The following is a 22,587-nucleotide window of genomic DNA, read 5'->3' as shown; positions in this document are numbered from 1 at the left end:
TCAAGGTGTTGCTTCCCGCCCTGAGGCTGGTTGGTCTGGTATGCGCATCCCCGGACGAGACCCGTGACCAACTCTCCGCGACGTTCGCGGTGTTGTTCCCACATCTGGACGAGCGGCAGCGACGGCTGCTGATGGGAACCGAGGCCCGGCTGCTGAGGCATGGTGGCATCCGCGCTGTCGCCCGGGCGGCCCAGGTCAGCGAGACAACGGTAGCAATGGCGTGTTCGAGCTGGAATCCGGAGAGGGGCCGTTGGGGCGGGTCCGGCGTCCCGGCGGAGGACGCAAACGGGTCGCCGATCTGGATCCGGGGCTGCGGCCGGCACTACTGGCCCTGGTCGAGCCCGACGAGAGAGGCGACCCCATGTCGCCGCTGCGGTGGACGGTGAAATCGACCCGTACGCTCGCGGCGGAGCCGGCCCGGGCCGGGCACCGGATCAGCGCCGATACCGTGGGCGACCTGCTACGGGAGGAAGGCTTCAGTCTTCAGACCAACGCGAAGACGCTCGAGGGCAGTCAGCATCCGGACCGGGATGCCCAGTTCCGCTACCTCAACAAGCAGGCCCGCAACTGCCGGGACGCCGGCCAGCCGGTCATCAGCGTGGACACCAAGAAGAAGGAGCTCGTCAGCGACTCCAGTGGCCTCCCGCCGGCAAGCCTGTCCCGGTCAGCGTCCACGACTTCGCCGACCCGCAGCTGGGCAAAGCCATCCCCTACGGAATCTACGATCTGACCGCGAACACCGGCTGGGTCAACGTCGGCACCGATCACGACACCGCCGCGTTCGCAGAGGAATCGATCCGCCGCTGGTGGCACGGCCAGGGCCAGGCTGCCTACCCTCAGGCGACACGGCTGCTGATCACCGCCGACGCCGGCGGATCCAACGGCCGCACCCGGTCCTGGAAGCTCAAGCTGGCCCAACTCGCAGCTGAAACCGGGCTCACGATCACCATGTGTCACCTACCACCAGGCACATCGAAGTGGAAGATCGAGCACCGGCTCTTCTCGCACATCACCATGAACTGGAACAGCCGCCCGCAAGGTACAGACGCTGGGACCGGGCGACACCGGTCGCGGGTTTTATGAAGCGGCCGTTGGTGACCAGGACGATGACGTCGCCCTTGTGGACGGGGCGCCCGGTGCCGTTGAGGACACGCAGATCAGGTGTCCCGACCACTGCTCCGGCAAGGCCCGCACGGCGGTGTTTGCACTGGAGGACCCAGCGTCGCCCGAACGGGCCGGTGGCCTTCACGTCCGGCCCCGTTATCGCCGGCGCCGCCGACCTGGACCATCCGCGCAGCCGTCACGGAGCATCAGACCGCGTATCGCGTGCTCGAACTGCCGGTGCTGCAGCCCGTCCGCAGGGCAGCCATCGGGTACCTAAGGGCTCTCACCTGGGTGTGCCGCAGGGCTTGCGCCTGCACGCGGGAGCGGAACCAGACGAAACCACCGGCTCCCGCCAGAAGCGCCAAGAACAGGGGAACCCAGGGGCGGACAGCGAGCCAGTACACCACCTGGGAAGACAGCCAGCCGATGACGACAACGCCGACATGGATATAGCCGGTGTAGGCCTGCTTGCGCATACGCCACCGGGCAGAGCCGCGCCCGGGGCGCTTGACACGACGTCGCGCGATCATCGCGTGCTCCGGTCCCACGGAATCGGGTAGGTCACCGTCAACCGCGGTCGCGGACGGGCCGCTGTCTTCGGCGTCTACGGGAACCGGATCGGATACAACACCATCGGCCGAGACCGCAGTGTCGACGATGTCCGCTCGGGAGTGGAGGGCACAGTCAACGAGTTCGCCCACGGACACGGAATACGGCGCTGCCGCTACCGAGGACAGGGAAAGGCCCACATCCAGCACGTTCTGACAGCCATTGCCGTCAACATCGAGCGCCTCAGCGGACTGCCACCGGCCGAAGAAACACCGACGTCCCGCCGACCGACTGCCTTCCAGCGCTTCCTCGACCAGCGCGAGATACCCCGGCCGAAGTCCTGGCGAACCTTGGGAACCTGACCGGCACCTTCAAGATCCCCGACAGAGTCAAGTTAGGCCTCCTTGCTCCTCCTTCAGCCCCCGACTTGCGGAAGTTGATCGACCGCGACCGGTAGCCGCAGTGGCGGCCGTATCCGTCGCGCGGAGGAGGGCGAAGACCCCTCGCTCCGGCGATCCGCCAGGAGGTCGGTCGCTCCAGGATGAGTTGTGTCCCCGCCGGGCGCACCGAAGCACCGGCGAACCCTGGAGTTGGGTAGTTCATGATGAACCGTCGTATGGTCATGCTCGCGGTACCCGCGCTCACCTTCGCCTACGGCCTGTTCCGGATCGCGGACGGACTGGACGGCGAGCGAGGCCCCGGCCCCGCCTGGACCATCGGGCATCTGGCGTTCTGCGCGGCGCTGGTTCTCTTCGCGGTGGTGTTCCGTTGGCTGAGGGGGCTCGCCCCGTCGGGCGACCGAGTCGCGGCTGTGGCGTACTGGACGGCGACGGCCGGAGTCACCGTCCTCCTGATGCAGTTCGGGATCGACCTGGTGGCGGGGGCGGTGTCCGCGGACCACCTGGAGATGTCCCTGTTCACGGAACGGGCCTCGGAAGTGCCCGGTGTGGCAGCGATCGTCTACGACTTCGGCCCGTACCTCTTCTATGTGGGGATGCTCGCCCTCATCGTGCGGCTGGCCGTTGTCAGGGTGGTCAAGCCGTGGACGGCGGTCCTCGTCCTCGCCGACCTGGTGATGCCGCTGGCCGACAAGGATCTGATCCCGGTCGGTGCGCTGCTACTGTCCATCTCCTTCGCGCAGATCGCGCGGGTGATGGAGTCGCAGCAGGCCGCCCCCGGCTCGGCGGACGACCGTGGCAAGGGGCACCCGGCGGTGGGCGGTGCGCGGTGACGCGTCAGGGAGAACTGTGTTCGGGGGAGCTGTGATCTGGAGAGGCATTGGCGTGGGGGCGGACCGGATACGGGGGCGGCTTCGCGCCTTGTCCCCACGCGCGGTCGACACCGGGCTCACGGCCCTCGTGGCCGCCGCCCAGCTCTGGCCCTTCGCCGCACGGGCCGGCGGGGGCGGCGGACCGTGGAGCGGGTGGGGCGTCCTGGTCGTACTGGCCTCGGCAGTGCCGCTGTACTGGCGGCGGAGCCACCCGATAACGGTACTGCTGGTGAGCCTCGCGGCGACCAGTAGCTATGACTACGTCGGCGAGGTGCCGCCTCAACCGGTCTGGTACGCCGGTGTGGTGGCGATCCACTCGGTCGCCGAGCGGTCGGGGCGGTGGGCCCGTAACACGGTGGTCGCCGCGACCGTACTCGGCAGTTTTGCGCTCGCCTCTTCCGAATCCGGGCTGCGGATGAGCGTGTTGTGCGTCGCGGCTTACGCGCTCGGCAGGGCGGCCGCGGCCGGCCGGGCCCACGCCGAACGGCTTGAGCGTGAGCGTCTGGTGGAAGTAGAGAAGGCCGCACTCGCCGAACGGGCCAGAATCGCCCGGGACATGCACGACATCCTGTCCCACGCGGTGAGCCTGATGGTCGTCCAGGCCGAGGCCGGACCTGTAGTCCTGGCCACGGACCCGGCTCGCGCCGAGCGTGCCTTCGACGCCATCGCGAGTGCGGGGCGCGATGCGATGGTGCAGCTCAGAGGGATCCTCAAGGTGCTCGGCCCGGACCGGGCCGAGCAGCCCGAACGCACCCCCCAGCCCACCCTCGCCGATCTACCCGTCCTGACCGCCGGATCGGGCCTCACGGTCGAGTGCACGCAGACCGACGGCTCGGCCATCACCGTCGAGTACCCGCAGCCTGACGGGGCCGGCTACCGTCCGCTCGCCCCGCACGTGGAGACTGCTGCATTCCGCATCGTCCAGGAGGCGTTGACCAATATCGTCAGGCATGCGGGCACCGACCGCGCCCGGCTTCACCTCCACTGGCAGGAAGACCAAGGCATCGTGCAGTTCGACATAACCGACGACGGCGTGGCCACCGGACAGCGGCCCGCCCGTTCCCTGCCCTCCGGCGGCCATGGCCTGATCAACATCCGGGAACGCGCACGTTCGTGCGGCGGAACCGCCGAATGCGGTCCCCGTACCGACGGCCCAGGCTTCCGGGTCCGCGCCCGCCTCCCTCTCCTCCTTCCGTCATGAGCGGCGGTACGGCGGCCAGGCCGCTGCGCGTGGTCGTCGCCGACGACCAGGAACTGGTCCGGGCCGGCTTCACGATGATTCTGGACGCCCAGCCGGACATCGAGGTCGTCGCGGAGGCCGCCGACGGCGCCGAGGCGATCGCGGCGGTACGGGCCCACGCCCCGGACATCGCACTGCTCGACATTCGCATGCCAGGCACCGACGGCCTCACCGCCACTGCCGAGATCTGCGCTACCACCGCCACCCGCGTGATCATCCTGACCACCTTCGACCTCGACGCGTACGTGTTCGAGGCGCTGCGCGCGGGCGCGAGCGGTTTCCTCCTCAAGGACGTCCGGCGCGACGATCTCGCCCACGCGGTCCGGGTCGTCGCGGGCGGCGATTCCCTCCTCTCGCCTTCCGTCACCAGCAAGCTCATTACCCACTGCACCAACGCACCCACAGCTGTGCCGCTGCTCCCCGACCCGCGCCTCGACTCCCTCACCTCGCGCGAGACCGAGACCCTGCGCCTGCTCGCCCGCGGCCTCACCAACCCGGAGATGGCCGTGACCATGGTCATCAGCGAACACACCGTGAAGACCCACGTCAGCAACATTCTTGCCAAGCTCGGCCTCCGTGACCGCATCCAGGCGGTGATCACGGCCTATGAGGCAGGGCTGGCGGTACCGGGCCGAAGGGACCCGATGAACTACGTGGCCAGGGCGTCGTCTTCCGGCTCCGCCAGGACGACGGCAGCAGCCCCACTTCGTGGGGTGCTTGGAGGCGTTGAGAGGTAGTGGCGACGCGAAGCGGACTGTTCGCCGGTTGGCGATACCCCGTACAACTTCGCGCAGCACGAGACGACGTCAACGGAGCGATATACCAACTTCATGACAGTGAGCCACCTGCGGATGCACCGCTCCGCGTCGGTCGCCCGGACACAAGGCACCACCCGGTGTCAGTGGCCAGAGATCGCCATATGACCGTGTCCTGCATGGTCAGCTTGAGGAACCGTTTGTAGCAGCAGAGGGCGGCTGCGAGTCCGAGAAAGGCCAGGTAGTTGCGGGGGTGTCGTTCGTATCGGTGGTTGAGTCTGCGGTAGCCGGTGAGCCAGGACATGGTGCGTTCGATGACCCATCTGCGGCGGCCGAGCCGTTCGCTGGACTCGATGCCCTTGCGGGCGATGCGGACCCCGATGTGCTTGCCCCAGAGCCATCGCCGCAGGTGAGGTACGTCGTATGCCTTGTCCGCGTGGACACGCTGGGGTTTGAAGTACCGGCTGCGGTGGGGGTCGCGTCTCGTTCGGTGGCCGGTGATCACTGGCTTCAGCGCGAGGCTGTCGTGGGTGTTGGCCGCGGAGAGGCCGACGAGGAGGGGCAGTCCGTTCGCGTCCGACAGGACGTGCGTCCTGGAACCCGGCTTGCCCCGGTCCACGGGGCTCTGACCTGTGAGTTCGCCCCTTTTCCAGCCCTCACGTGCGCGGAGTCCAGGACCGCTCGGGACAGGTCGAGCAGGTCCCGTTCATCCAGGAGCTGGAAAATCTCCTGATGCAATCGGCCCCCATACACCGGCTCTCGACCAGATGACGAAGCGGCGGTGCACGGTCCACTTCGACGCCCCGAAGCACGGGGGTAAGGCCCGCCAGGCGCAGCCACTGACCAGCACGTAGATGATCGCCGCGAAGACTGCCTCATCATCGATGTCTCGCAACCCCGCCACCTTGGGGCCGCACACGCGCCGGCGGCAAGAACGGCCTCGCTACCTCCCACAGCCCGTCCGGAACGATCCATCCCCACTGTCCATTTCCCATGGCAAACACAACGACCAACTGACCATGTAGGAAACGGCCTTAGGTTGGCGGACGCCGAGGACTACGCCCGCCTCACCCAGGAGAGCCTGCACCAGGTCGCGAAGACCACGGTAAAGACTCCGCCGCAGTAGACCCGGCATCTACCGCGACCGGCGCTGGGGTGGTGTGGGTGCCAGCCGTGCCGCGGGCGGTAGGGGCGCGTGCTGAGGGCAGGCTTCGAACGCCTGGATCACCAGTCCTGCGAAGCGTCGGGAGGCCGTGATCTGGGTGGCGGTGGATGTGGCGTGGATTCCCTTGTTGGCCATGAGGATGAGGATCAGGTCGTCCAAGACGAAGTCGGAGCGCAAGCGCCCCACTTCTTTAGCTCGCTGGGCCAGTTCGGCAACTGCCTTCACCGTGTACTCACGGACCATGGCGGCATCCGGGCCCCCCGGGAATGCCGACAGGAAGGCTTCGGTGAAGCCCCGGTCGCGGGCGTGGAGCTCACAGATCTTCTGGATCACCAGGCACAGGCCGCGCCACGGATCGACGTCGGCGCACCCCTCGTCGACAATGACGCGGCACGCGTGAAGCTGGTCCGCGAAGGCATCAGCGATCAGCAGCTGCTTCGTCGGGAAGTGGCGGTACAAGGTGGCGGGCCCCACCCCGGCGCGCCGCGCGATCTCCCGCATAGGCACGTCCAGGCCGCCGGCGGAGAACAGCGCTCGGGCCGAGTCGAGGATGCGTTCCCGGTTGTCCAGCGCGTCGGAACGCAGGCGGTGAGGCAATTGGTCGGTCACCACTCTCACTTTACCTAAACGGACGGGGGCGTCCGTTACGGTCCGGAAGGTAGAAGCTCGCCGAGAGCATCGGGGCGCGCAGTTCGGTCGCGGGGAGGCCCCTTCCCGCCGGGCGGCGGCCGGTTGCGGTCACGGAGCGGGGATCTGCCCCAGCAGTCCGAGAACAAGGGAGACGACGTTGAAGGCCATCGCGATCCAGACGTACGGAGGTCCTGAGGGTCTGGCTGTTATCGACCTGCCGACGCCCGCCCCTGCTGCCGGGCAGGTGCTGATCGCCACCGAAGCGGTGGGTGTCGGCGGCGTCGACACCGTGATCCGAAGCGGAGCTCTGGCCGCCTACGGCTTCAAGGAGGGCCACATCCCCGGTGGCGAGGTGGCAGGGACCGTGACCGCGGTCGGCGACGGCGTCGACACGTCATGGATCGGCCAGCGGGTGTGGGGCTTCACCGGCACCGGCGGAGGCTACGCCGAACAGGCCGTCGCACCGGTCGAGGAAATCCTCCCCCTGCCCGGCGGGCTGTCCGCCATCCACGCGGTGACGCTCGGCAGTGCCGGTACGGTGGCCCACTTCGGACTGCGCCACGCCCACTTCACTCCCGGAGAGACGGTCCTGGTACGCGGCGCGGCCGGCAGCATCGGGATCGCGACCGTGCAGCTCGCGGCCCGCGCTGGTGCCGCAGCAGTGGCGGTCACGACATCGTCGGCCGAACGCGGCAAGCGGCTACGCCGTCTCGGCGCGGCCCATGTGCTGGAGCGCTCCGGCGACGGAGGGGAAGGCGCTCCCACGGGCTACGACGTCATCATCGACGTGGTGGCCGGTGAGGACATGCCGTCGTTCTTCGAAAGGCTCAATCCGAACGGCCGCATGGTGGTTGTGGGCGCTGTCGCAGGCCAGCCGCCCGCAGACTTCGGCACGAAGATCACGGCGGCGTTCCAGAAGTCGATGTCCTTCGCCACGTTCAGCGCGGCCACCATCTCCCAAGCCGACCGGTGTGCCGTGCGCAGCGAGCAGTTCGCCGCAGCCAGCCGCGGTGACCTCGACACTGTGGTGCACGAGGTGATGCCACTGGATCAAGCCGTGCTGGCGCACCAGAAGATGGACGCGGGTGAAGTGTTCGGCAGGATCGTGCTGACGCCGTAGCATCCGCGCTCCCCGACGTATGGGCGTATCTCGTGCACGGGCCGGGCAGCCGGCCATCAAGCCTACCGATGGTCATCGATGACACCGGGTTCCTCAAGGACGGGGGACGCGTCGGCGTGCGTGGCCCGGCAGTACACCGGCGCCGCGGGCAAGGTCACCATCTGTCAGGCCGGGGTTTCGCTGCACCTGGCTTCCGACGGCTGAGGTGCTTGCGGGTCTCGGCACGGGCGAACTTCATGTGCCGGGACTCCTCTACGAGGATGATGTTGATGGTGCGGACGAAGGGCACCACCCGTTCGCCCGGGCTGCAAAGGAGTCGGTCAGGACTCTGCTTCCGTGGTGGTCAGCCGTCACATTTCGACCAGGCCGACCACGTCGGGGCGCAGCCGCCGCGCGGACGGTGCGGAAGGGCACTGATGCTACTGCCACGCCCTGCCCCTCGGTGAAGCAAGCCCTACCGGGTACGACCGCGACTCCTTCCACACTGGATCGACAAGGACGGCGACGGCTGCGACACCCGCCGCGAGGTGCTCCTGGCCGAAGCCGTCACAAAGCCGTCGCGAAGCCGGAGCAAGGCGACCGGTGCGCGATCAGGGGCGGTTCCTGGTCCTCGTTCTACGACGAGGCCGAGGTGACCGACGCCTGGGAGCTGGACATCGATCGCATGGTCCCGCTGGCCGGAGGCCTGGGATGGCCTCGGCCAGGCGCGCGATGCCGAAGTCGCACAGCTTCGCGGTGTTGCCGGTTGGTCGATGAGGATGTTGGCCGGCTTGAGGTCGCGGTGGACGATGCCGCGGTGGTGGGTGTTCTCCAGCGCTTGGCTGGCCTGGAGCGCCCGGGTCAGGTCCTGGGCAACGGAGAGCGGGCGGCCGGTGAGCGTGTTCAGCGGCTCTCCGTCGACAAGGTCCATGGCCAGGAAGAGGATCCGGCGGCCGTCGAGTTCGGCGCCACCGTGGTCCCGGATGGCGACGACGGGGTGCTCCCCGGTTGCTCTGTGGGGTGGAGCCGTCCGTCGCCGGGGGCATCCGCCGTCCGTTCCACCCCGTGGGCCGCAGTTCTATCCGGCTCCGCACGGCGCAGCTGCGCTGCTCATCGGGGCGCTGGCCCTCCGGCGGAGTCCTCTCAGGGCCTCAGGGCCTCAGGGCCTCAGGGCCTCAGGGCCTCAGGGCCTCAGGGCCTCAGGGCCTCAGGGCACAGGCTGCTGGGTCATGCCCCCGAACGGCGGGTACCAGGGCTCGAACTCCGGGAGATCCGTGTGAGGCATGTGCTGGTGGAATATGGCATCGAGGAGCTCCCGTTCTTCTCTGAGATGGTCGTCCAGCGCCCGCGCCGACGCCCGCCGACGCCGCCCCAAGGTGGGCAAGATCGCGCAGAATGCCGCACTGCGGGACTTCATCCAGCATCACCTGTCCCTGCGGTGGAGCCCGGAGCGGATCTGCAACGCTCTGCGTGCACAATTCCCCGGGCGGCCGGAGATGTACGTGATTCACGAGACGGTCTGCCAGGCCGCCCTCTATGTCCAGGGCCGCGGCGACTACGCCGTGAAGTGGCCCGCGCCCTGCGCTCGGGGCGAACACGTCGCTGGCCCCAGCGACAGGCGGCCAGTCGGCAGCCGCGCTACAGCCACCCGATGGTCGTGATCAGTGAACGACCGGCCGAGGCGGAGGACCGGGCGGTGCCCGGCCACTGGGGGGCGACCTCATCATCGGAAAGGACAACGGCTGCGCAATCGATACTCTCGTCGAACGCGCCACCCGCTACGTGATGCTGGTACACCTGCCGGACGGCCGCGACGCCGAGCACATGCGCGACGCGCTGGTGAAGACCGTGCAGAGTCTGCCCTCGCATTTTGACGCTCTCCCCCAAGGGCACCGACCTGTCCGTCCACACCCGCGAGCACCTGGCTGCCGTTGCTGCCGAGCTCATCGGCCGCCCACGCAAAACGCTCGGCTGGGAAAATCCAGCCGAGCGCCTGCATAAATTACTCGCCGCCTGACACAACCAACCACGTGTTGCGACGATTCCCTAGAAACCGCCTAGTACGTGTACCGGCCGCCGACGGTGAGGTCGTAAGTGTCAGCGCCAGTACCGTCCGACGGTGGATGATCGCATTCTGAAACCAGGGAAGGCTCACCAGCACTGCGACTGTTGGGCCTCCTGAGTTCGTCAAAGTCCCAACGAGGCTAACGCCTCAATTTCGACCTCTGTACCCGTCTACCTGTTCGGCGATTTCCTCCAGAGCCTCCGCTCCGATGACCTTCTCCAGGGAGTCACCCACAAATTCACGGGCTCGAGCCAGTCGCGCAGGGAGGCCGTACTCCACCACATACTCAAGGAGAATGTGGTGGTCTTCTCCTGCCCCAATACGTGACAGCACCCGATCCAGAGAAACTACGTACTCCTCCAAATCCCGGAACAAATCGGTGAATCCCGCCAGCTCTACTGGGATGCTCTGGGTCACGTCCGTCACCTTTTTACCTGAATGTTCTCGACCGCTAGATCGCCATCAGCAACCCATTCGGTGATACCCATCTTCGAATTGCATCTCGACTGAACCCGGCCAGCCGGGACGTCGAATTCGAGCACGTGATTCCCCCTGCCTCGACCGATCCCCAGCGTGCGCTCGGCGTCACGCGGACTCATAGGCTTTCCCTTAGCTGGAACGAGGAAGACCTTGTTCTGGTCACTCGCTCTGATGACCTTACTCTGGATGATTCCTGCCTTGCCCCGGGAATTCGTGTAGTGCCGCATCCGAATCAGCTCTTCAGCGGCATCATCGCCACCTGAAGGATAATTGTGGACGAGGACCGGAGTGGGGCCCGCCAGCACATAGTACGTATGCAGGCCATTGACGGTGAGGTCGTGTGTGCGTTGCGGGCCCCGCTGATCACGGACTTCGGTAACGGCCACGCCGGCGTCGTTCGGGGTGCGCAGTGTGTCGCCGACCCGGAGGTCACCGGCTTCCTTCCACCTCTGGTCTTCCTCCAGCCAGAACGGGTGGTTGTCCGTGGCCGTGATCGTGGCCGGCCCGTGGTCGGTGGTGACGGTGAGCCGGGTGAAGTCCTTGTCGCCCTCAGTCGTGAAGGTGTTGGTCACCGGCCGCGTGGCGGTCAGCCCTGCGTGCGGATCGCTGGCGGCGACCCGGTCCCCGATACGTATTTCCTCGATGGCTCGGGTGGTGCCGTCGGCGAGCAGCACGGGGGTGCCGGACGGGAAGCTGTGGGGCTTGGCGCAGGTCGCGGCGTCGCGTTCCCCCCTCGCGCGGTCGGCGAGTTTCCGCGCCTCGACCTTGGCGAGCGCGCGGGCGTCGATCAGGGTGCTGGCGCGGAGCGGGTAGGTGAGGCGGACCTTGCAGCCGCAGCGATCGGCGTCGGCTTGGGCTTGTGCCTGTACGCGGGCCGCGACCGAGGCGTAGAGCGGTCCGGCTGCCGGGTTGGAGCATTTCAGGGTGCCTGAGACGTTGTTGCCGCGGATGGGGAAGGTGCGTTGCGGGCTGGTGCACTCGCCGGCGGGTTTGCCGTCGATGGAGAACGTGGCGCTCATCACCGCGGTGACTTCGCCCTTGGTGACGCGTTCCTTCCGCGCGATGGAGCTGACCGAGCCGGTGAAGTTCTGGGTGGCGGTGCAGCCCGACGGGCTGCAGTCCATCTCTCCCGCGCCGTCCAGGATGAAGGAAATACCCCGGTCGGTAGCGTCCTTGAGCTGGTCGGCGTACTCGACCAGGGTGTCGAACATCTTGTCGGCGGCGTCGGCGAGGATCGGGGTCAGGTCCATTCCCTCGCCGTCGCCGGATGCCAATGGACCCGTGGTCACCCTCGGGCGAGCTTCAGGCACTTCTCCTTTCTCGATCTGTTCCCTCATGTCGGAGAGGCCTTCACGGAGGTCGTACGCCTCCAGGCGCAGTACGCGATGCGGTGCGGCCTTGGTCACCAGCAGGCGTCCCGCCGAGGTTTCGACGCCGAGTGCGGGTGTTCCGTTCACGTTCGACGGACGCTGCCCTGACGAGTTCGAGGGCCCGGAGCCCTTTGCCGGCGGTGACTTCTCCATGTCGGTCAGGGCCTTGTCCAGCACGGCGGCCAGCTTCGGCGGGGCGACGGTACGCGCCAGCGCCTCGTCCACGAGTTTCGATCCGTCGTCCAGTCCCACGGTCCACTCGCTGGGCGGGGCCTTCGCGCCTGCCTTCAGGTCCTCTTTGGGGGCGGGGTCGTGCTGCCACCGCATGAACGTCTTGCCGCCTATGCGCAGTACGTCCCGCCCGTGGTCGTTCCGACCGGACGACGTGCTGCCGAACTGGCTGCCGCTCGCGGTGACGCTGATCTCGTTCTCGGTGATGCCGAAGGACGAGGTGTCCTTGTAGCGCAACCCCGGCGCTGTGGCCAGGTCGTCGACGGCTTCCCTGAACGGTCGCAGGTCACGGTGCGCGGCCTGCGTCTCCTTGGAGTCGGAGGAAGAGGAGGTGAGCGACAGAAGTCCGCCGATCAGGGCGAGAACGAGCACCGTGAGACCGCCCAGGAAGACGGCCCGCCCACGGCTGGGGCGGGCCCGTAGCAGCCCTGGTACGGAGAACCACGGGTTGGACGAGGCGTTGGGCGTCCTCCCCGGCATCGCGGGCGGAGGGGGCGGTACCGGAGGGGGCGCTGTCGGATCTGCCGCCGGGCTCGGCCTCACCGGACCGTTCGGTGCCTGCGCTGTGTCCGGTTGGTGCGTGAGACGAGGGGTGCTGTCGTCCGCCATGGCAGTGTGACCTTTCGTGTGTCCGGCTGAAGTCCTGGGAGCGCGTTCTCACTGGGCGTTCTCCAGTGCGCGTTTGCAGACCGTGTGGCGAGCGAGGGTGCTGCTGGTGGGGCCCGGGATGCGTGTCCGCGGACGCGGCGGCCGGCGGCCTCGTACTGGGGGGTGCGACCCGTCACGACGCCGGTCGCTCGGGCTGCCGGCGGCCTACCACTGGCAGGTGGCGACAATCACCAGCAAGAGGAACGCGATCCCGAGCATCGGCAGCCACCCGCGGGAGTGGGGGTTCTTCTGGTTGACCTCGACGATGCCGCCGAGTGCGAGTCGGGGGTGGTTCTCGGCGTAGTGAGCAGCCGCCAGATCGCCGACCTCGGATTCGGTGGTCCACCGGGTGGCGAACCTGCATTCGCCGCACCGGTACCGGTGTGCCATGTCAACTCCTCGGTGCCGTGGGACATAGGGACGAGGGAGGAGTGCGTGACCACCGATCGCCGGCGTACGAAGAGCCGGTCTGGAGGGCGCGCTCGTAAGCAAGTAGAGGGAGAAGGGTGCTGGACGGGTGGCCGGTGTGCGCTCCCCTGTTGCGTCGGCCGCGTCCCAGGAGACGGGGCCTACACGACGCACACACCGGCCACGTCAGACGGTGCGGTGAGAGGACACCGCACGGGGACGCTGTGTGCCGGCGTCGTCAGTCGCGCTGTGGTGCGTCCTCGCACAGCGCCGTGTCCAGCAGCTGCCGTAGCTGCGCGTCCGGGCGCTGGCCGACCTGCACCAGCACGTTGGTGACGAGGGAGACGTAGCGGCCGTCGTCCATGGTCAGGGTGAAGGTCTGGTAGCCCGGGACACCGCCGGAGTGGCCGCGTGCCGTACCGCCGCAGGAGGGATCGAACGTCTGGAGGCCCAGGCCGTAGCCCGTGTCGGTGCCCACCTGCCGCACTGTGCGCATCTCGGCAAGGCTCTTATCGGTAAGGACCTTTCCGGTGGCCAGCGCCTGGTAGAACGCGCTCATGTCCTCCAGCGTGGAGATCATGGATCCCGCGCTGCTGTACAGCGAGGGGTCGTACGTGACTGCCGGCACCCACAGGTAGAAGGAGCCCACCCGGACGCCGTGGTAGCCGTTGACGGCCGGCGTGGGCAGGGCGCGGTCACCGGGTGCGGGGAAGAGGGTGTGGGGCAGACCGAGCGGTTCGATGACGCGATCGGTCACGGCCTTGTGCACCGGCTGCCCCGTCAGCTTCTCGATGAGCATTCCGAGGATGTAGTAGTCCGTGTTGGAGTAGGTGAATCCTTCACCGGGGGCTGAGACCGGAGGCGAGGCGTCCAGCGCGTACCGCACCACCGCCGACAGGCTGAAGGTGCCGTCCGGGTTCGACGGAGGCGTCTTCAGCCCGGGGGACGGGGAGTAGGCGCCGAGACCGCCGGTGTGCTGCATCAGATGGCGCACGGTGATGCGAGTGCCGTCGTAGCCGTTGCCGGCGACGACACCGGGCAGGTAGTCATCGATCGGCGCGTCCAGGGAGACGCGGCCCTCCTCGGCCAGCTGCAGCACCACCACCGCTGTGAAGGTCTTGGTCTGACTGCCGATACGGATGTGTTCGTCGGCCTTGATGGGCCGGTTGGCGTTGACGGTTCCCGTACCCGCCGACACGGTCCAGGATTCGCTGCCGTTTCCGGCGTGGACTGCGGCACCGGGCCCCGCCGCCGCCTGGAACGCCTTGAGCGCGGCAAGCGTGTCGGAGTGGTCGGACTCGGCAGTGGCGGCGTGTGCCGTTGAGCTGGACAGCGTCAGTACCGTCGCGCACACGGCGCCGATGACGGAGGCCAGTTTCGTACCGTTTCGGGTGGTCATTCGGTGTCCGCTCCTCGGAGAGGTCTCGCTCGGTCGGGTTTGTGCCGGTCCTGCCGGCTCAGTTCTTCGCGGCGGCTTCGAAGGCGGCCGCCAGGCGCGGGATGTAGTCCGCGTAGGCAGGACGCCAGCACCCGTAGGTGTGGCTGCCGTCGCACTGGGGGGACAGGGAGGCGCCGTTGCCGTAGTCGACGAGCCGGCTGGGGATGCCGAGCTGGTCCAAGCGGTTCTTGACCGTGCGGGCGGCAGTCGCTGTGTTGGCGTCAATCACGCCCTGGTCCCCGGTGTAGAGGGTGACCTGGGTGTTCAGAAGCTTGGACAGGTTGGCAGGGGCGGCGGGGTCGTACGCATTCCAGCGGTGGTCAGCGCCCAGGACCGGGTACGGCGAGCCGAAGACGGCGTCGCTGTCGACGTTCGGTCCGTAGTTCGGGCAGCCCTGGCTGCTGGAGGTGCTGAGCGCGCACCAGGCGCCGGGGAGATTGAGCTCCGTGGCGAGTACGGCGGCGCGGACCGTGGCCATGGAGAAGTCGACTCCGCCGGAGAGGGAGGAGGTGTGGCCGAAGAGGTCGGGTCTGGCCTGGGCGTAGTGGAGTGCACCCGATCCGCCCATGGACAGCCCGGTGACTGCGCGGTGTTCGCGGTCAGGGAGGGTGCGCAGGTTGGCGTCGATGTAGGGGACGACCTGTTCGAGGTGGAAGGTCTCCCAGTCGGCCGCCCCCACGGCGGTGTTCTGCATGTACCAGTCGGCGTACCAGCTCTTGAGGCCTCCGTCGGGGACCACGGTGATCATGGCGTCGGAGTGCAGGGCCGGGGCTGCGGCGGCATCGTCCACGTTGCCGCCGCCTCCATGGAGGAAGTACGTCACCGGCCATCGCCGGTCAGGATCGTCGGCGTACCCGCTGGGCAGGAAGATCCGGATGCGGTGCGGGCCGGCAACTTCCGGCGTGGTGACGGTGATCGTGAAGTCGGTGCTGGAGCGTACTTCGGTGCCGTCCGCGACCTGGCTCAGGCCGAAGCCGTCCTTGAAGTCGATGCCGGGGACGGCCGGGGTGTCCGCCCAGGCGGCCGATCCCGCGGACACGGCCGGGAGCAGTGCCGCCAACAGGACGCCGGCGAGGCGACGGTGGCGGGCTGATGGAGTTCTCAATCCGGTACTCCCTTGTGCGAGGTGACCGACGGTCCGTCGGCACGACCACGATGCGGGCCACCGGGTCCGGAGAACAGGGCATGTGCAGGTCAGGAGGAGGTCATCTGTGACCGGTCATCCGTGACCGGTCGTCTCGATACCCTCGGGCGGTACCGGTGCCCATGGAAAGTGAGTCCGGAGTGACCAATGAGTTAGGCACGCGTATGCGTCAGCTGCGCAAACGCGCCTGCCTCACCCAGGAGCAGCTGGCGGAGCTGGCCGAGGTGAGCGTGAGCACGATCGGCCGGCTGGAGAACGGCAGGCTCCCCGAGCACCGGCTGCGGACGTTGCAGAAGGTGGCGGAAGTCCTGAACGTGAAGCCGGAGGAATGGCAACGGCTTACCGCGACCCTGGACGGGCAGCCGGCCCTCGCCGATCCGGCCGAGGCGCTGCTACCCGTTGATACGCGCGGAGAGCCGACCCCCGCTGCTCAGCCCGAGGAGCCGGCGCCGACCGGTCAGCCGGGGGAACCGGCACCCGCCGTTCAGCCGCGGACCCAGCCGGGGCCACCTGCACCGGCCGCGCCGCTCCCCGTTCCCGAGCGTGCCGTGCCGTCGCCGGCCGGCCCGCTCGTCGACGCCGCCGCCTCACTGGCCCGCGAGGTCGGCCGACGCTGGCAGCGGGAGGAAAAACATCGTCGCGTCCACGACCCGTTCCCCATACCCGTGCGATACCAGCCGGCTCCCGCCGTCCTGATGGACCGTCCGGAGAACATCCAGCGCCTGCAGCCGGGACTCCTTGCCCGGGATCTGGACCTGAACGGCGACCTGCGGACTGTCGCCGACACCTATCGGAGTGTCGAGTCGCAGCGACTGGTCATTCTCGGTCGCGCCGGCTCGGGGAAGTCCATCCTGGCCATCAGGTTCGTCCTCGATCTCCTCGCGGCCCCGAGTTCTTCGCTCCGGGTGCCGGTGATTCTCAGCATCGGATCCTGGGACCCGCTGACCATCACACCGCGAGACCTGCTGGTCGACCATCTTCTACGGGACCACCCGCATCTGGCCCGTACGACCCCCGAGGGTGCGACGCTGGCCGCCGAACTCGTCGACTCCGATCTGATTCTGCCCGTCCTGGACGGTTTCGACGAGCTCGCCGAAGCCCTGCGCGGCCCTGCGCTGGAAGCACTCAACGCCACGTCCCACCCGGTGGTCCTGACCAGTCGGCGGGACGAGTACGCCCGAGCGGTCCGCGACGTGCACACGCCTCTGGTGCTGGCAGCCTGCATCGAACTGGCCGACCTGACCGTCGAGGATCTGGCCGCGTACCTGCCCCGGACCGACCGACTCGGCGCAACCCTGGGCAGCGGCGGTGCCACAGGGGTGTGGGGTGCCGTTCTGGACGAACTGCGGGCCCGTGACACCCCGACGAGCAGCCAGCTAGGACAGGTCCTGGGAACACCGCTGATGGTGACCCTGGCCAGGACCATGTACAGCGAGGTGCCCGGTAACGACCCTGTCGAACTGCTCGACACTGCGCGCTTTCCCACCGGTCGCCACATCGAGGAACATCTGCTGGCGAATTTCGTGCCCACGGTCTACCGGCACCGCACCCCCGAACGGGCCGACCCCGCCCCGGGACGGCGCAACCGCGACCCTGACCAAGCCGAACGCTGGCTCGGCTACCTCGCCCACAGCCTGGCCACCGGTGCCCATGAGCGTCGGGATCTTGCCTGGTGGCGGCTCGGCGCGTCCGTACGACTGCCGATGCGCGTCCTGCACACCGCGCTGCTGGGCGGTCTGTGCATGTTCGCGGCCAACTGGCTTGTGATACTTTTCGCCGTTTCTCTCGGGTACGTGCCCACAGTGCAGACGTCGACGATGCTCGAGGTGGCGATGTTCGGGCTCTGCTCCGCGGTCGTCTTCGGTCTCGCGCACTGTGCACTTGCCGCCGTGGGCCGTACCGTGGCCGTTCCGACCCAGGTACGACTCAGGCTGGCGGCCGTGGCTCCCCGGGTCGAGCACAGGCCGGTTCGAGAGATCCTCACGCGCTTCGGGGTCGGGCTGTTGGCCGGCTCTGTACTGGGCGTCGCACACGCCTGGACGAACGCGATGTTCCGCGCGTTGGCCGGAACCATCCCGCGCGCGGATCTGATCAACGCGGCGATTCAGGACACGCTGGCCCTGGGACTGATCTTCGGTCTGACGGCCGGCTTGTCCGTGGGACTCGTCGCAGCCTTCGAGGCACCCGTGGACATCGCCGCCGCGGCCACGCCGATGCGCCTGCTGTCCGTCAACCGGTCAACCGCCACTCGGCAGTTCCTCGTGCTTGCTGCCGCTGTCACTGCCGGACTCGCTGTCTGCGGCCATGTCGTCGTCAGCCTGCTCCAGCAGGTGCTGCCCTGGACGCTGTTGTGGACGCTGGAGGAGGCTCTGCTGCTGGGGGCGGTCGGCGGGCTGGGCGGCTCGGCGGCGTACGTGCTCGCACTCACGGCGTGGGGGCAATGGCTGACGGTGGGCCGGTTCTGGCTGCCGCTGACGCGCAGGCTGCCGTGGGACACCGCCGCCTTCCTGGACGACGCCTATCGCCGGGGGGTGCTCCGGCAAGCTGGTGCCGTGTACCAGTTCCGGCACATCCGGCTGCAGCAACACCTCGCTCGCGTCTACGACCTCTCCGGCCGCGTCCCCAGCTATGTGAAACCGGGGCCGGGGCGCCGCGCATCCGATGAGAGGACGTCGTCGGAAGGCCATTGAGGGGCTGCTCGATGGTGGTGCTGGGGCGTGCGGGATCCGCTGCGAACGCGTTCCCGTCGGGTGCGCCGGGCGCGCCCGACGGCCAGGCGCTCTTCGGTTTCGCCGGCGGCGAGGCGTAGTCCTCGGCGACCTCGTCGTAGCCGTGCTGGAGCAGGACGGCCCGGACGTGGTCGACGGCGTCCTTGCCCAGGCTGAGCCACCGGCGCATCCCCGCCACTCCCCTACGCCGCGGACTTCGAGGATCCAGAGGTGACACAGGCCGCGGACGAGAACTTCTGGGAACGATTACGCGCAGCACTGGCCTTGTCGCAGGCGCTGCTTCTGGAAGAGGCATACCTCCGCAACGCCACCCGATGGCACCGCCTCACCGAGGACACCCTCCACGCGGTGCGCGTCGCTCTAGGTCCACGCGCGCTACTGACTGTCTGGCCCGATCTCACCCCTGATGTCGACGCGGTCCTCGCCGCACTGCCCCAGGACGAATCCGTGGAGTTCGTCCGGGAGGCACCGGACGCAACGATCCATCACGTCATCGTTGACGAGAGCGACCACCAACGACTCGCGACCTTGGTGGAGGGCGCGCGGGCTGCCTGCGTGCTGCCCCTACCCCTCGACGAACACCCTCCGCTCTTCCAGGCCGCTCTGCCCGACAGCGACGGCGTGCTCCGCGCCCGGTGGTGACCTGGCTTCTCTTCTGTTCGTCCGCACACGGCTGTGTGCGTTCACTCATACGCCGACATCGCCGGCCGTTCGGACGGGGTTGTCGCCGTGCAGGGAACCGAGTCGGTCCTGGTGCGGTGTGCGCGCAGCCTTCTTCTTCAGCTCGATGGTTTCGCGGTGGAGGTTCGCGGTCACTGGGCCTCTTCCACCTTGACCAGGTGGCGCGCTCGAGGGCGACGACGGCTCGGACGACGACTGTGATCCGGGTGGTGCTGCAGCGGAGCTTGCGCAGGAGACGCCAGGACTTGAGGATCGCCATGGCGCGTTCGCCAGGACTGCGAATCTCCGCGTGATCCCGATGGTAGCGTCGGCGCCGGTCGCGCGGATGTTTGCCACGGATCGGAACGCGGATGGCAGGGCCGACGCCCTGATCCACCCTGTCGGCCCAGCACTTGACGCCGTCCGAGGCGAGGACTTGCACGTTCATCCTGTGGCGCTTCTTCCTCCCGGAGCAGTACCGCTGGTCCACAGCGATGCGGCCGATCGCCGGCACGGTGCGGTCGCGGATCACGTAGGCCTTCTTCCGCACGGCTGCCATGGCCTGTTCCAGCATGGGCGCGAGGGCGTCCAGCAAGTCGACGGCCTCGCGTATGCAGCGGTAGGCCGTGGCGATCCCGATGCGGAACCCTGCGGCAGGACGGGCGTAGGTCTCAGCGCAGCGCAACTGGGCCAGAACGAGCAGGGCCCGCCGGCCACAGGTCAGGCGACGCCACCGGGAGCCGATCCGACAGCGGTGACCTGCGAGAACGGCAAGGGGTTGCGGGGTGCGGGGTGCGGGGTGCGGGGTGCGGGTAGACAAGCACGCGAAAGCTTCTGACGGACTGGTGATCTTGGTCGTGCACCCGTCTACCAGGAGCCTTCTTCACGCCCGCCACCAGGGCGCCGGCCCCAACACCCATCGGGTCGGAAACAAATCAAGATCATTTTGCAACGACGCTGGGCCCTGATGGCTTCGCAGGGCGCGTCAAACTACGTCCGAGGGTTACAGCATGCAAGATCGCAATTATGAACAAATGGCTCAAATGTCGCAGCGTCGAATCAGGGTCCTGGGAACATCGCGAGGGCATCCAGGCACGCATCAGCGAGTTGCGCGCGCTCCTGAACGATCGAGAGGAAGCACATCGGGAGGAAGAGGAGCCTGAGCGCGGGAGGAAGGAGAAACTTTTCGAGGAGGCCCATGCGGAATTGAACAAGGCGGAGGATGCCATCTCCCCCAATCACTCCTCCAGATATAAGAACGCAGCCCACGTCATCGTCGGGCGAATCCATATCGACGCCGCGCACAACATACTGCTGCGGTTGTCGAAAGATTCCGAGGTACTGCCGCTGCTACCGGGCGTGCTGGCCTTCTTGCGCGAGCATCTGCTGCCAGACGATCCGCGGCGGATCGAGGCTGAGAGGATCGCAAAGGAAGCGTCGGAGGAGAAACCTCCGTCGGATGTGAAGCGTGAGATCCTGCTTGAGGCGATGGGAGTGGCCCGCCAGGCGAGAGTCGACGAGGCCATGCGGGTGCGCAGCTTCGTCTACATCGTTTGGTGGATCATGCTCGGCTTGACCGCACTGGCCGTCCTCATTGCAATTCTTGGGTTCGTCAGCCCTGGAACGGTTCCGCTGTGTTTCACTCCCGAGGAGCTCAACGAATCCGCAAAGGTAGCCGTCTGCCCGGTCGAAATGAACCGCATTCCGGAGACCGCAAACCCTGCGGAGGCAAGGGAATTGGTGGCGGGAGCCGCCGAGGGGGCGGACTACCTGATCATCGAACTGGTAGGCCTTCTAGCTGCAAGCATCGCCGCCGCCGCGGCACTCCGCCGCATGCGGGGAACTTCGACGCCATTCGCTGTGCCCCTGACCCTCGCACTGCTCAAACTGCCGACCGGGGCGCTGACAGCTGTGCTCGGGATCTTGCTCATGCGTGGCGGGTTTGTGCCTGGGCTTACCAATCTGGACTCATCAGCTCAGATCATCGCTTGGGCTGTTGTCTTCGGATATGCACAGCAGATCTTCACGCATTTCGTGGACAACCAGGCGCAGTCCATTCTCGCCGTAGGGGGCCCCGGGGCCGCGCCCCCTGCACCCTCGACATCGGCTCTGGATTTTGGCGACGGTCAATCGTGACGCCTGAATGCGGGGACACAATGAGCCTTCCAACCTCATGCTGAGATGTGGTGATGGAGGGAACAGCCTTCACGGTGTCGATGATTCGGTTGGTGCTGCAGCGGAGCTTTTGAGCAGGCGCCAACCTTTCAGGGCGGCCATGGCCTCCTCGCCGACGCACTCAGCCTTTTCCATCTTGATCACGCGCCGAGTTCGACGGCGACGACGGCTCGGACGACGGCGGTGACCGGGTGGTGCTGCAGCGGAGCTTCCGCAGGAGCCGCCAGGACCTGAGTATGGCCATGGTGGGATCGCCGAGGCTGCGGATCTTGGCGAGGTCCCGGTTGTGACGTCGGTGAACACGGGCCAGTCGAGGCAGGCGGACACGACAGTGACGGGTCTTCTCGCACAAGCACCTGTGCGGTCACGATGCCCCTGGCTGGCCACGTGCGATGGCGTCACCGACAGACCGACGGATCAAGGCAAGGACACGAGATTCCGGTCAATCGGCCCAAGTGACAGATCCGTCGGTGACGCCATCACCGCCTCGGCCGACCACGGCAGGGTCTGGGCGAACAGATCGTGTTCAGCCTGCACGTCGTCGGGGGCCGCTCGGGCATCGAGGAGGTCCCGGGGAAGTCGTAGGCAGCCACACCCCAGTGCCATGTATGTTCGAATCGCGGCGCGACTGCCACCCGCGTCACCCCCTGAAAGTACGCAGGCCCCCGCCCCGGCAGGTCCAGTGCCGGGGGCGGGGCGTTTGTACTGGTCTCAGGCGGCCCAGCCGGCCGAGACTTCCTCCGCTCACGTGTTCCCATGGCCGGTGAGGGAGCGGTGCGGCCCTCGCGGTACTGCGGCCCGTCACGGGGACCGGGGCCTGATCCGCACACTCCATACCGGCACGGCCTGACACCGAGCCTGGCCCGGCCGGATGAGCAACCTACCCCGCTCCAAGAAGCCGGCCAGGGCCGAGCGCATGCCCGGTGGGCCGCTGCGCGCGTGTCACCACATCGAGTTCCCGAATGTAGCCAAGGTGACAGGGGTGCCGCGCTCGGCCACGCCAACCAGGTGACGAGTGCCGACCGACTGCGGCTTCCGGGAGCACCCCCATCCGCTCCCGGAGGCCACAGCACCAAGTGCCACCCCAACCCCGTGGTGGAGGCCACAGGGGACGGAGCGGCAGCAGGCCGCGGCTCCTGGGCTCACGTGTCGCACACCCGAAGCGGCCCAGGGCCTCAGCAGCGCGCCAGCCGAGCACTGGCCGCAGGAGACGCATTCTTCGACCGTGCGGATCAACTTCTCGCGGTCCGCCCCGCCCAGGTCGGCCGGAAGTCTGCGACATGTCCCTGAGGACTGTGGCCATGGGTGGTGCACACTCCCTCATTCAGCGGTTCACGTCTCCGGACGAGTTCATACGGGCCCAGGTGCGATCGTCTCGGGGCCGAACGGATCTCAGGCGGGCGACGAGGGCGAGGGCGGCCAGTACG

17 protein-coding genes and 9 pseudogenes are annotated in these 22,587 nt (G+C 67.8%); 12 read left to right on the top strand and 14 right to left on the bottom strand.

Annotated features, from left to right (window positions below):
• Window positions 1-131 precede the first annotated feature (131 nt).
• Window positions 132-1,035 (top strand): annotated as a pseudogene (locus LWJ43_RS32670) (ISAzo13 family transposase); the annotation flags it as partial.
• Here the strand turns inward: LWJ43_RS32670 and LWJ43_RS32960 are convergent.
• Both LWJ43_RS32960 and LWJ43_RS32955 read right to left on the bottom strand, forming a co-directional pair.
• Entirely contained in the window at window positions 1,010-1,249 is a 240-nt protein-coding gene (locus LWJ43_RS32960; RefSeq protein ID WP_346772006.1) for a restriction endonuclease, read from the bottom strand. The pseudogene LWJ43_RS32670 and the gene LWJ43_RS32960 sit on opposite strands and share 26 nt — an antisense overlap.
• Before the next feature lie 61 nt (window positions 1,250-1,310).
• Window positions 1,311-1,805, bottom strand: coding sequence for a hypothetical protein (locus LWJ43_RS32955; protein ID WP_346772019.1), 495 nt, complete (start codon window positions 1,803-1,805; stop codon window positions 1,311-1,313).
• Here LWJ43_RS32955 and LWJ43_RS32660 point away from each other — a divergent pair.
• The 4 genes from LWJ43_RS32660 to LWJ43_RS32645 all read left to right on the top strand — a co-directional run bounded on the left by LWJ43_RS32660 (window position 1,776) and on the right by LWJ43_RS32645 (window position 4,900).
• On the top strand, window positions 1,776-2,015 hold the full coding sequence (locus tag LWJ43_RS32660; RefSeq protein WP_277335762.1) for a transposase: 240 nt from the start codon (window positions 1,776-1,778) through the stop codon (window positions 2,013-2,015). The two genes, LWJ43_RS32955 and LWJ43_RS32660, sit on opposite strands and share 30 nt — an antisense overlap.
• A gap of 239 nt (window positions 2,016-2,254) precedes the next feature.
• Window positions 2,255-2,884 carry a hypothetical protein gene (locus LWJ43_RS32655; RefSeq protein WP_277335761.1) on the top strand — a complete coding sequence of 210 codons (630 nt, stop codon included), beginning with the start codon at window positions 2,255-2,257 and terminating at the stop codon, window positions 2,882-2,884.
• A gap of 88 nt (window positions 2,885-2,972) precedes the next feature.
• Window positions 2,973-4,124, top strand: a complete 1,152-nt coding sequence (locus LWJ43_RS32650) for a sensor histidine kinase (RefSeq protein WP_277335760.1) — start codon at window positions 2,973-2,975, stop codon at window positions 4,122-4,124.
• On the top strand, window positions 4,121-4,900 hold the full coding sequence (locus tag LWJ43_RS32645; RefSeq protein ID WP_277335759.1) for a response regulator transcription factor: 780 nt from the start codon (window positions 4,121-4,123) through the stop codon (window positions 4,898-4,900). The genes LWJ43_RS32650 and LWJ43_RS32645 overlap by 4 nt, the downstream gene beginning before the upstream one ends.
• A 214-nt stretch (window positions 4,901-5,114) precedes the next feature.
• On the opposite strand, the pseudogene LWJ43_RS32640 reads toward LWJ43_RS32645, so the two are convergent.
• A pseudogene (locus tag LWJ43_RS32640) lies at window positions 5,115-5,913 on the bottom strand (IS5 family transposase); the annotation flags it as partial.
• 140 nt (window positions 5,914-6,053) lie between these two features.
• The gene (locus tag LWJ43_RS32635; protein ID WP_277335758.1) at window positions 6,054-6,692 is read right to left on the bottom strand and encodes a TetR/AcrR family transcriptional regulator; all 639 of its coding nucleotides are present in this window, start codon (window positions 6,690-6,692) and stop codon (window positions 6,054-6,056) included.
• A gap of 178 nt (window positions 6,693-6,870) precedes the next feature.
• Between LWJ43_RS32635 and LWJ43_RS32630 the strand changes: the two genes are divergently transcribed.
• Window positions 6,871-7,833: a zinc-binding dehydrogenase gene (locus tag LWJ43_RS32630; protein WP_277335757.1), complete on the top strand. Its 963-nt coding sequence runs from the start codon at window positions 6,871-6,873 to the stop codon at window positions 7,831-7,833.
• Between the two features lie 68 nt (window positions 7,834-7,901).
• Window positions 7,902-8,010, top strand: a pseudogene (locus LWJ43_RS32625) (transposase); the annotation flags it as partial.
• 19 nt (window positions 8,011-8,029) lie between these two features.
• Here the strand turns inward: LWJ43_RS32625 and LWJ43_RS32620 are convergent.
• A pseudogene (locus tag LWJ43_RS32620) lies at window positions 8,030-8,131 on the bottom strand (diiron oxygenase); the annotation flags it as partial.
• A 155-nt stretch (window positions 8,132-8,286) separates the two neighbouring features.
• On the opposite strand from LWJ43_RS32620, the pseudogene LWJ43_RS32615 reads away from it, so the two are divergent.
• Window positions 8,287-8,525, top strand: a pseudogene (locus LWJ43_RS32615) (HNH endonuclease); the annotation flags it as partial.
• Window positions 8,526-8,635: 110 nt separating this feature from the next.
• On the opposite strand, the pseudogene LWJ43_RS32610 reads toward LWJ43_RS32615, so the two are convergent.
• Window positions 8,636-8,743, bottom strand: a pseudogene (locus LWJ43_RS32610) (hypothetical protein); the annotation flags it as partial.
• A 403-nt stretch (window positions 8,744-9,146) separates the two neighbouring features.
• On the opposite strand from LWJ43_RS32610, the pseudogene LWJ43_RS32605 reads away from it, so the two are divergent.
• Window positions 9,147-9,829, top strand: a pseudogene (locus LWJ43_RS32605) (IS30 family transposase); the annotation flags it as partial.
• Between the two features lie 195 nt (window positions 9,830-10,024).
• On the opposite strand, the gene LWJ43_RS32600 reads toward LWJ43_RS32605, so the two are convergent.
• The 5 genes from LWJ43_RS32600 to LWJ43_RS32580 form a co-directional block, all read right to left on the bottom strand.
• Window positions 10,025-10,294 carry a hypothetical protein gene (locus tag LWJ43_RS32600; RefSeq protein WP_277335756.1) on the bottom strand — a complete coding sequence of 90 codons (270 nt, stop codon included), beginning with the start codon at window positions 10,292-10,294 and terminating at the stop codon, window positions 10,025-10,027.
• Between the two features lie 5 nt (window positions 10,295-10,299).
• Window positions 10,300-12,330, bottom strand: coding sequence for an HYD1 signature containing ADP-ribosyltransferase family protein (locus LWJ43_RS32595; RefSeq protein ID WP_277335755.1), 2,031 nt, complete (start codon window positions 12,328-12,330; stop codon window positions 10,300-10,302).
• 441 nt (window positions 12,331-12,771) lie between these two features.
• The gene (locus LWJ43_RS32590) at window positions 12,772-12,996 is read right to left on the bottom strand and encodes a hypothetical protein (protein WP_277335754.1); all 225 of its coding nucleotides are present in this window, start codon (window positions 12,994-12,996) and stop codon (window positions 12,772-12,774) included.
• A gap of 256 nt (window positions 12,997-13,252) precedes the next feature.
• Window positions 13,253-14,413 (bottom strand): serine hydrolase domain-containing protein, encoded by a 1,161-nt coding sequence (locus LWJ43_RS32585; protein ID WP_277335753.1) that lies wholly within the window; start codon window positions 14,411-14,413, stop codon window positions 13,253-13,255.
• Window positions 14,414-14,471: 58 nt separating this feature from the next.
• Entirely contained in the window at window positions 14,472-15,557 is a 1,086-nt protein-coding gene (locus LWJ43_RS32580; RefSeq protein ID WP_277335752.1) for an alpha/beta hydrolase, read from the bottom strand.
• A 179-nt stretch (window positions 15,558-15,736) separates the two neighbouring features.
• On the opposite strand from LWJ43_RS32580, the gene LWJ43_RS32575 reads away from it, so the two are divergent.
• Entirely contained in the window at window positions 15,737-18,286 is a 2,550-nt protein-coding gene (locus LWJ43_RS32575; RefSeq protein ID WP_277335751.1) for a helix-turn-helix domain-containing protein, read from the top strand.
• 249 nt (window positions 18,287-18,535) lie between these two features.
• Entirely contained in the window at window positions 18,536-18,967 is a 432-nt protein-coding gene (locus LWJ43_RS32570) for a hypothetical protein (protein WP_277335750.1), read from the top strand.
• Between the two features lie 45 nt (window positions 18,968-19,012).
• Here LWJ43_RS32570 and LWJ43_RS32565 read toward each other — a convergent pair whose 3' ends face one another.
• A complete protein-coding gene (locus tag LWJ43_RS32565) occupies window positions 19,013-19,141 on the bottom strand; it encodes a hypothetical protein (protein ID WP_277335749.1) in 129 nt (42 codons plus the stop codon).
• Between the two features lie 34 nt (window positions 19,142-19,175).
• Window positions 19,176-19,805, bottom strand: a pseudogene (locus tag LWJ43_RS33175) (transposase family protein); the annotation flags it as partial.
• A gap of 206 nt (window positions 19,806-20,011) precedes the next feature.
• Between LWJ43_RS33175 and LWJ43_RS32560 the strand changes: the two are divergent.
• Entirely contained in the window at window positions 20,012-21,121 is a 1,110-nt protein-coding gene (locus LWJ43_RS32560) for a hypothetical protein (RefSeq protein WP_277335748.1), read from the top strand.
• A 179-nt stretch (window positions 21,122-21,300) separates the two neighbouring features.
• Here the strand turns inward: LWJ43_RS32560 and LWJ43_RS32555 are convergent.
• Window positions 21,301-21,446: pseudogene (locus LWJ43_RS32555) on the bottom strand (IS5/IS1182 family transposase); the annotation flags it as partial.
• Window positions 21,447-22,587 lie beyond the last annotated feature (1,141 nt).

The organism is Streptomyces sp. JH34 (assembly GCF_029428875.1).
Taxonomy (GTDB): domain Bacteria; phylum Actinomycetota; class Actinomycetes; order Streptomycetales; family Streptomycetaceae; genus Streptomyces.
Note: the sequence above shows the minus strand (reverse complement) of the source record. Positions and strands in the feature narration are given on the sequence as shown.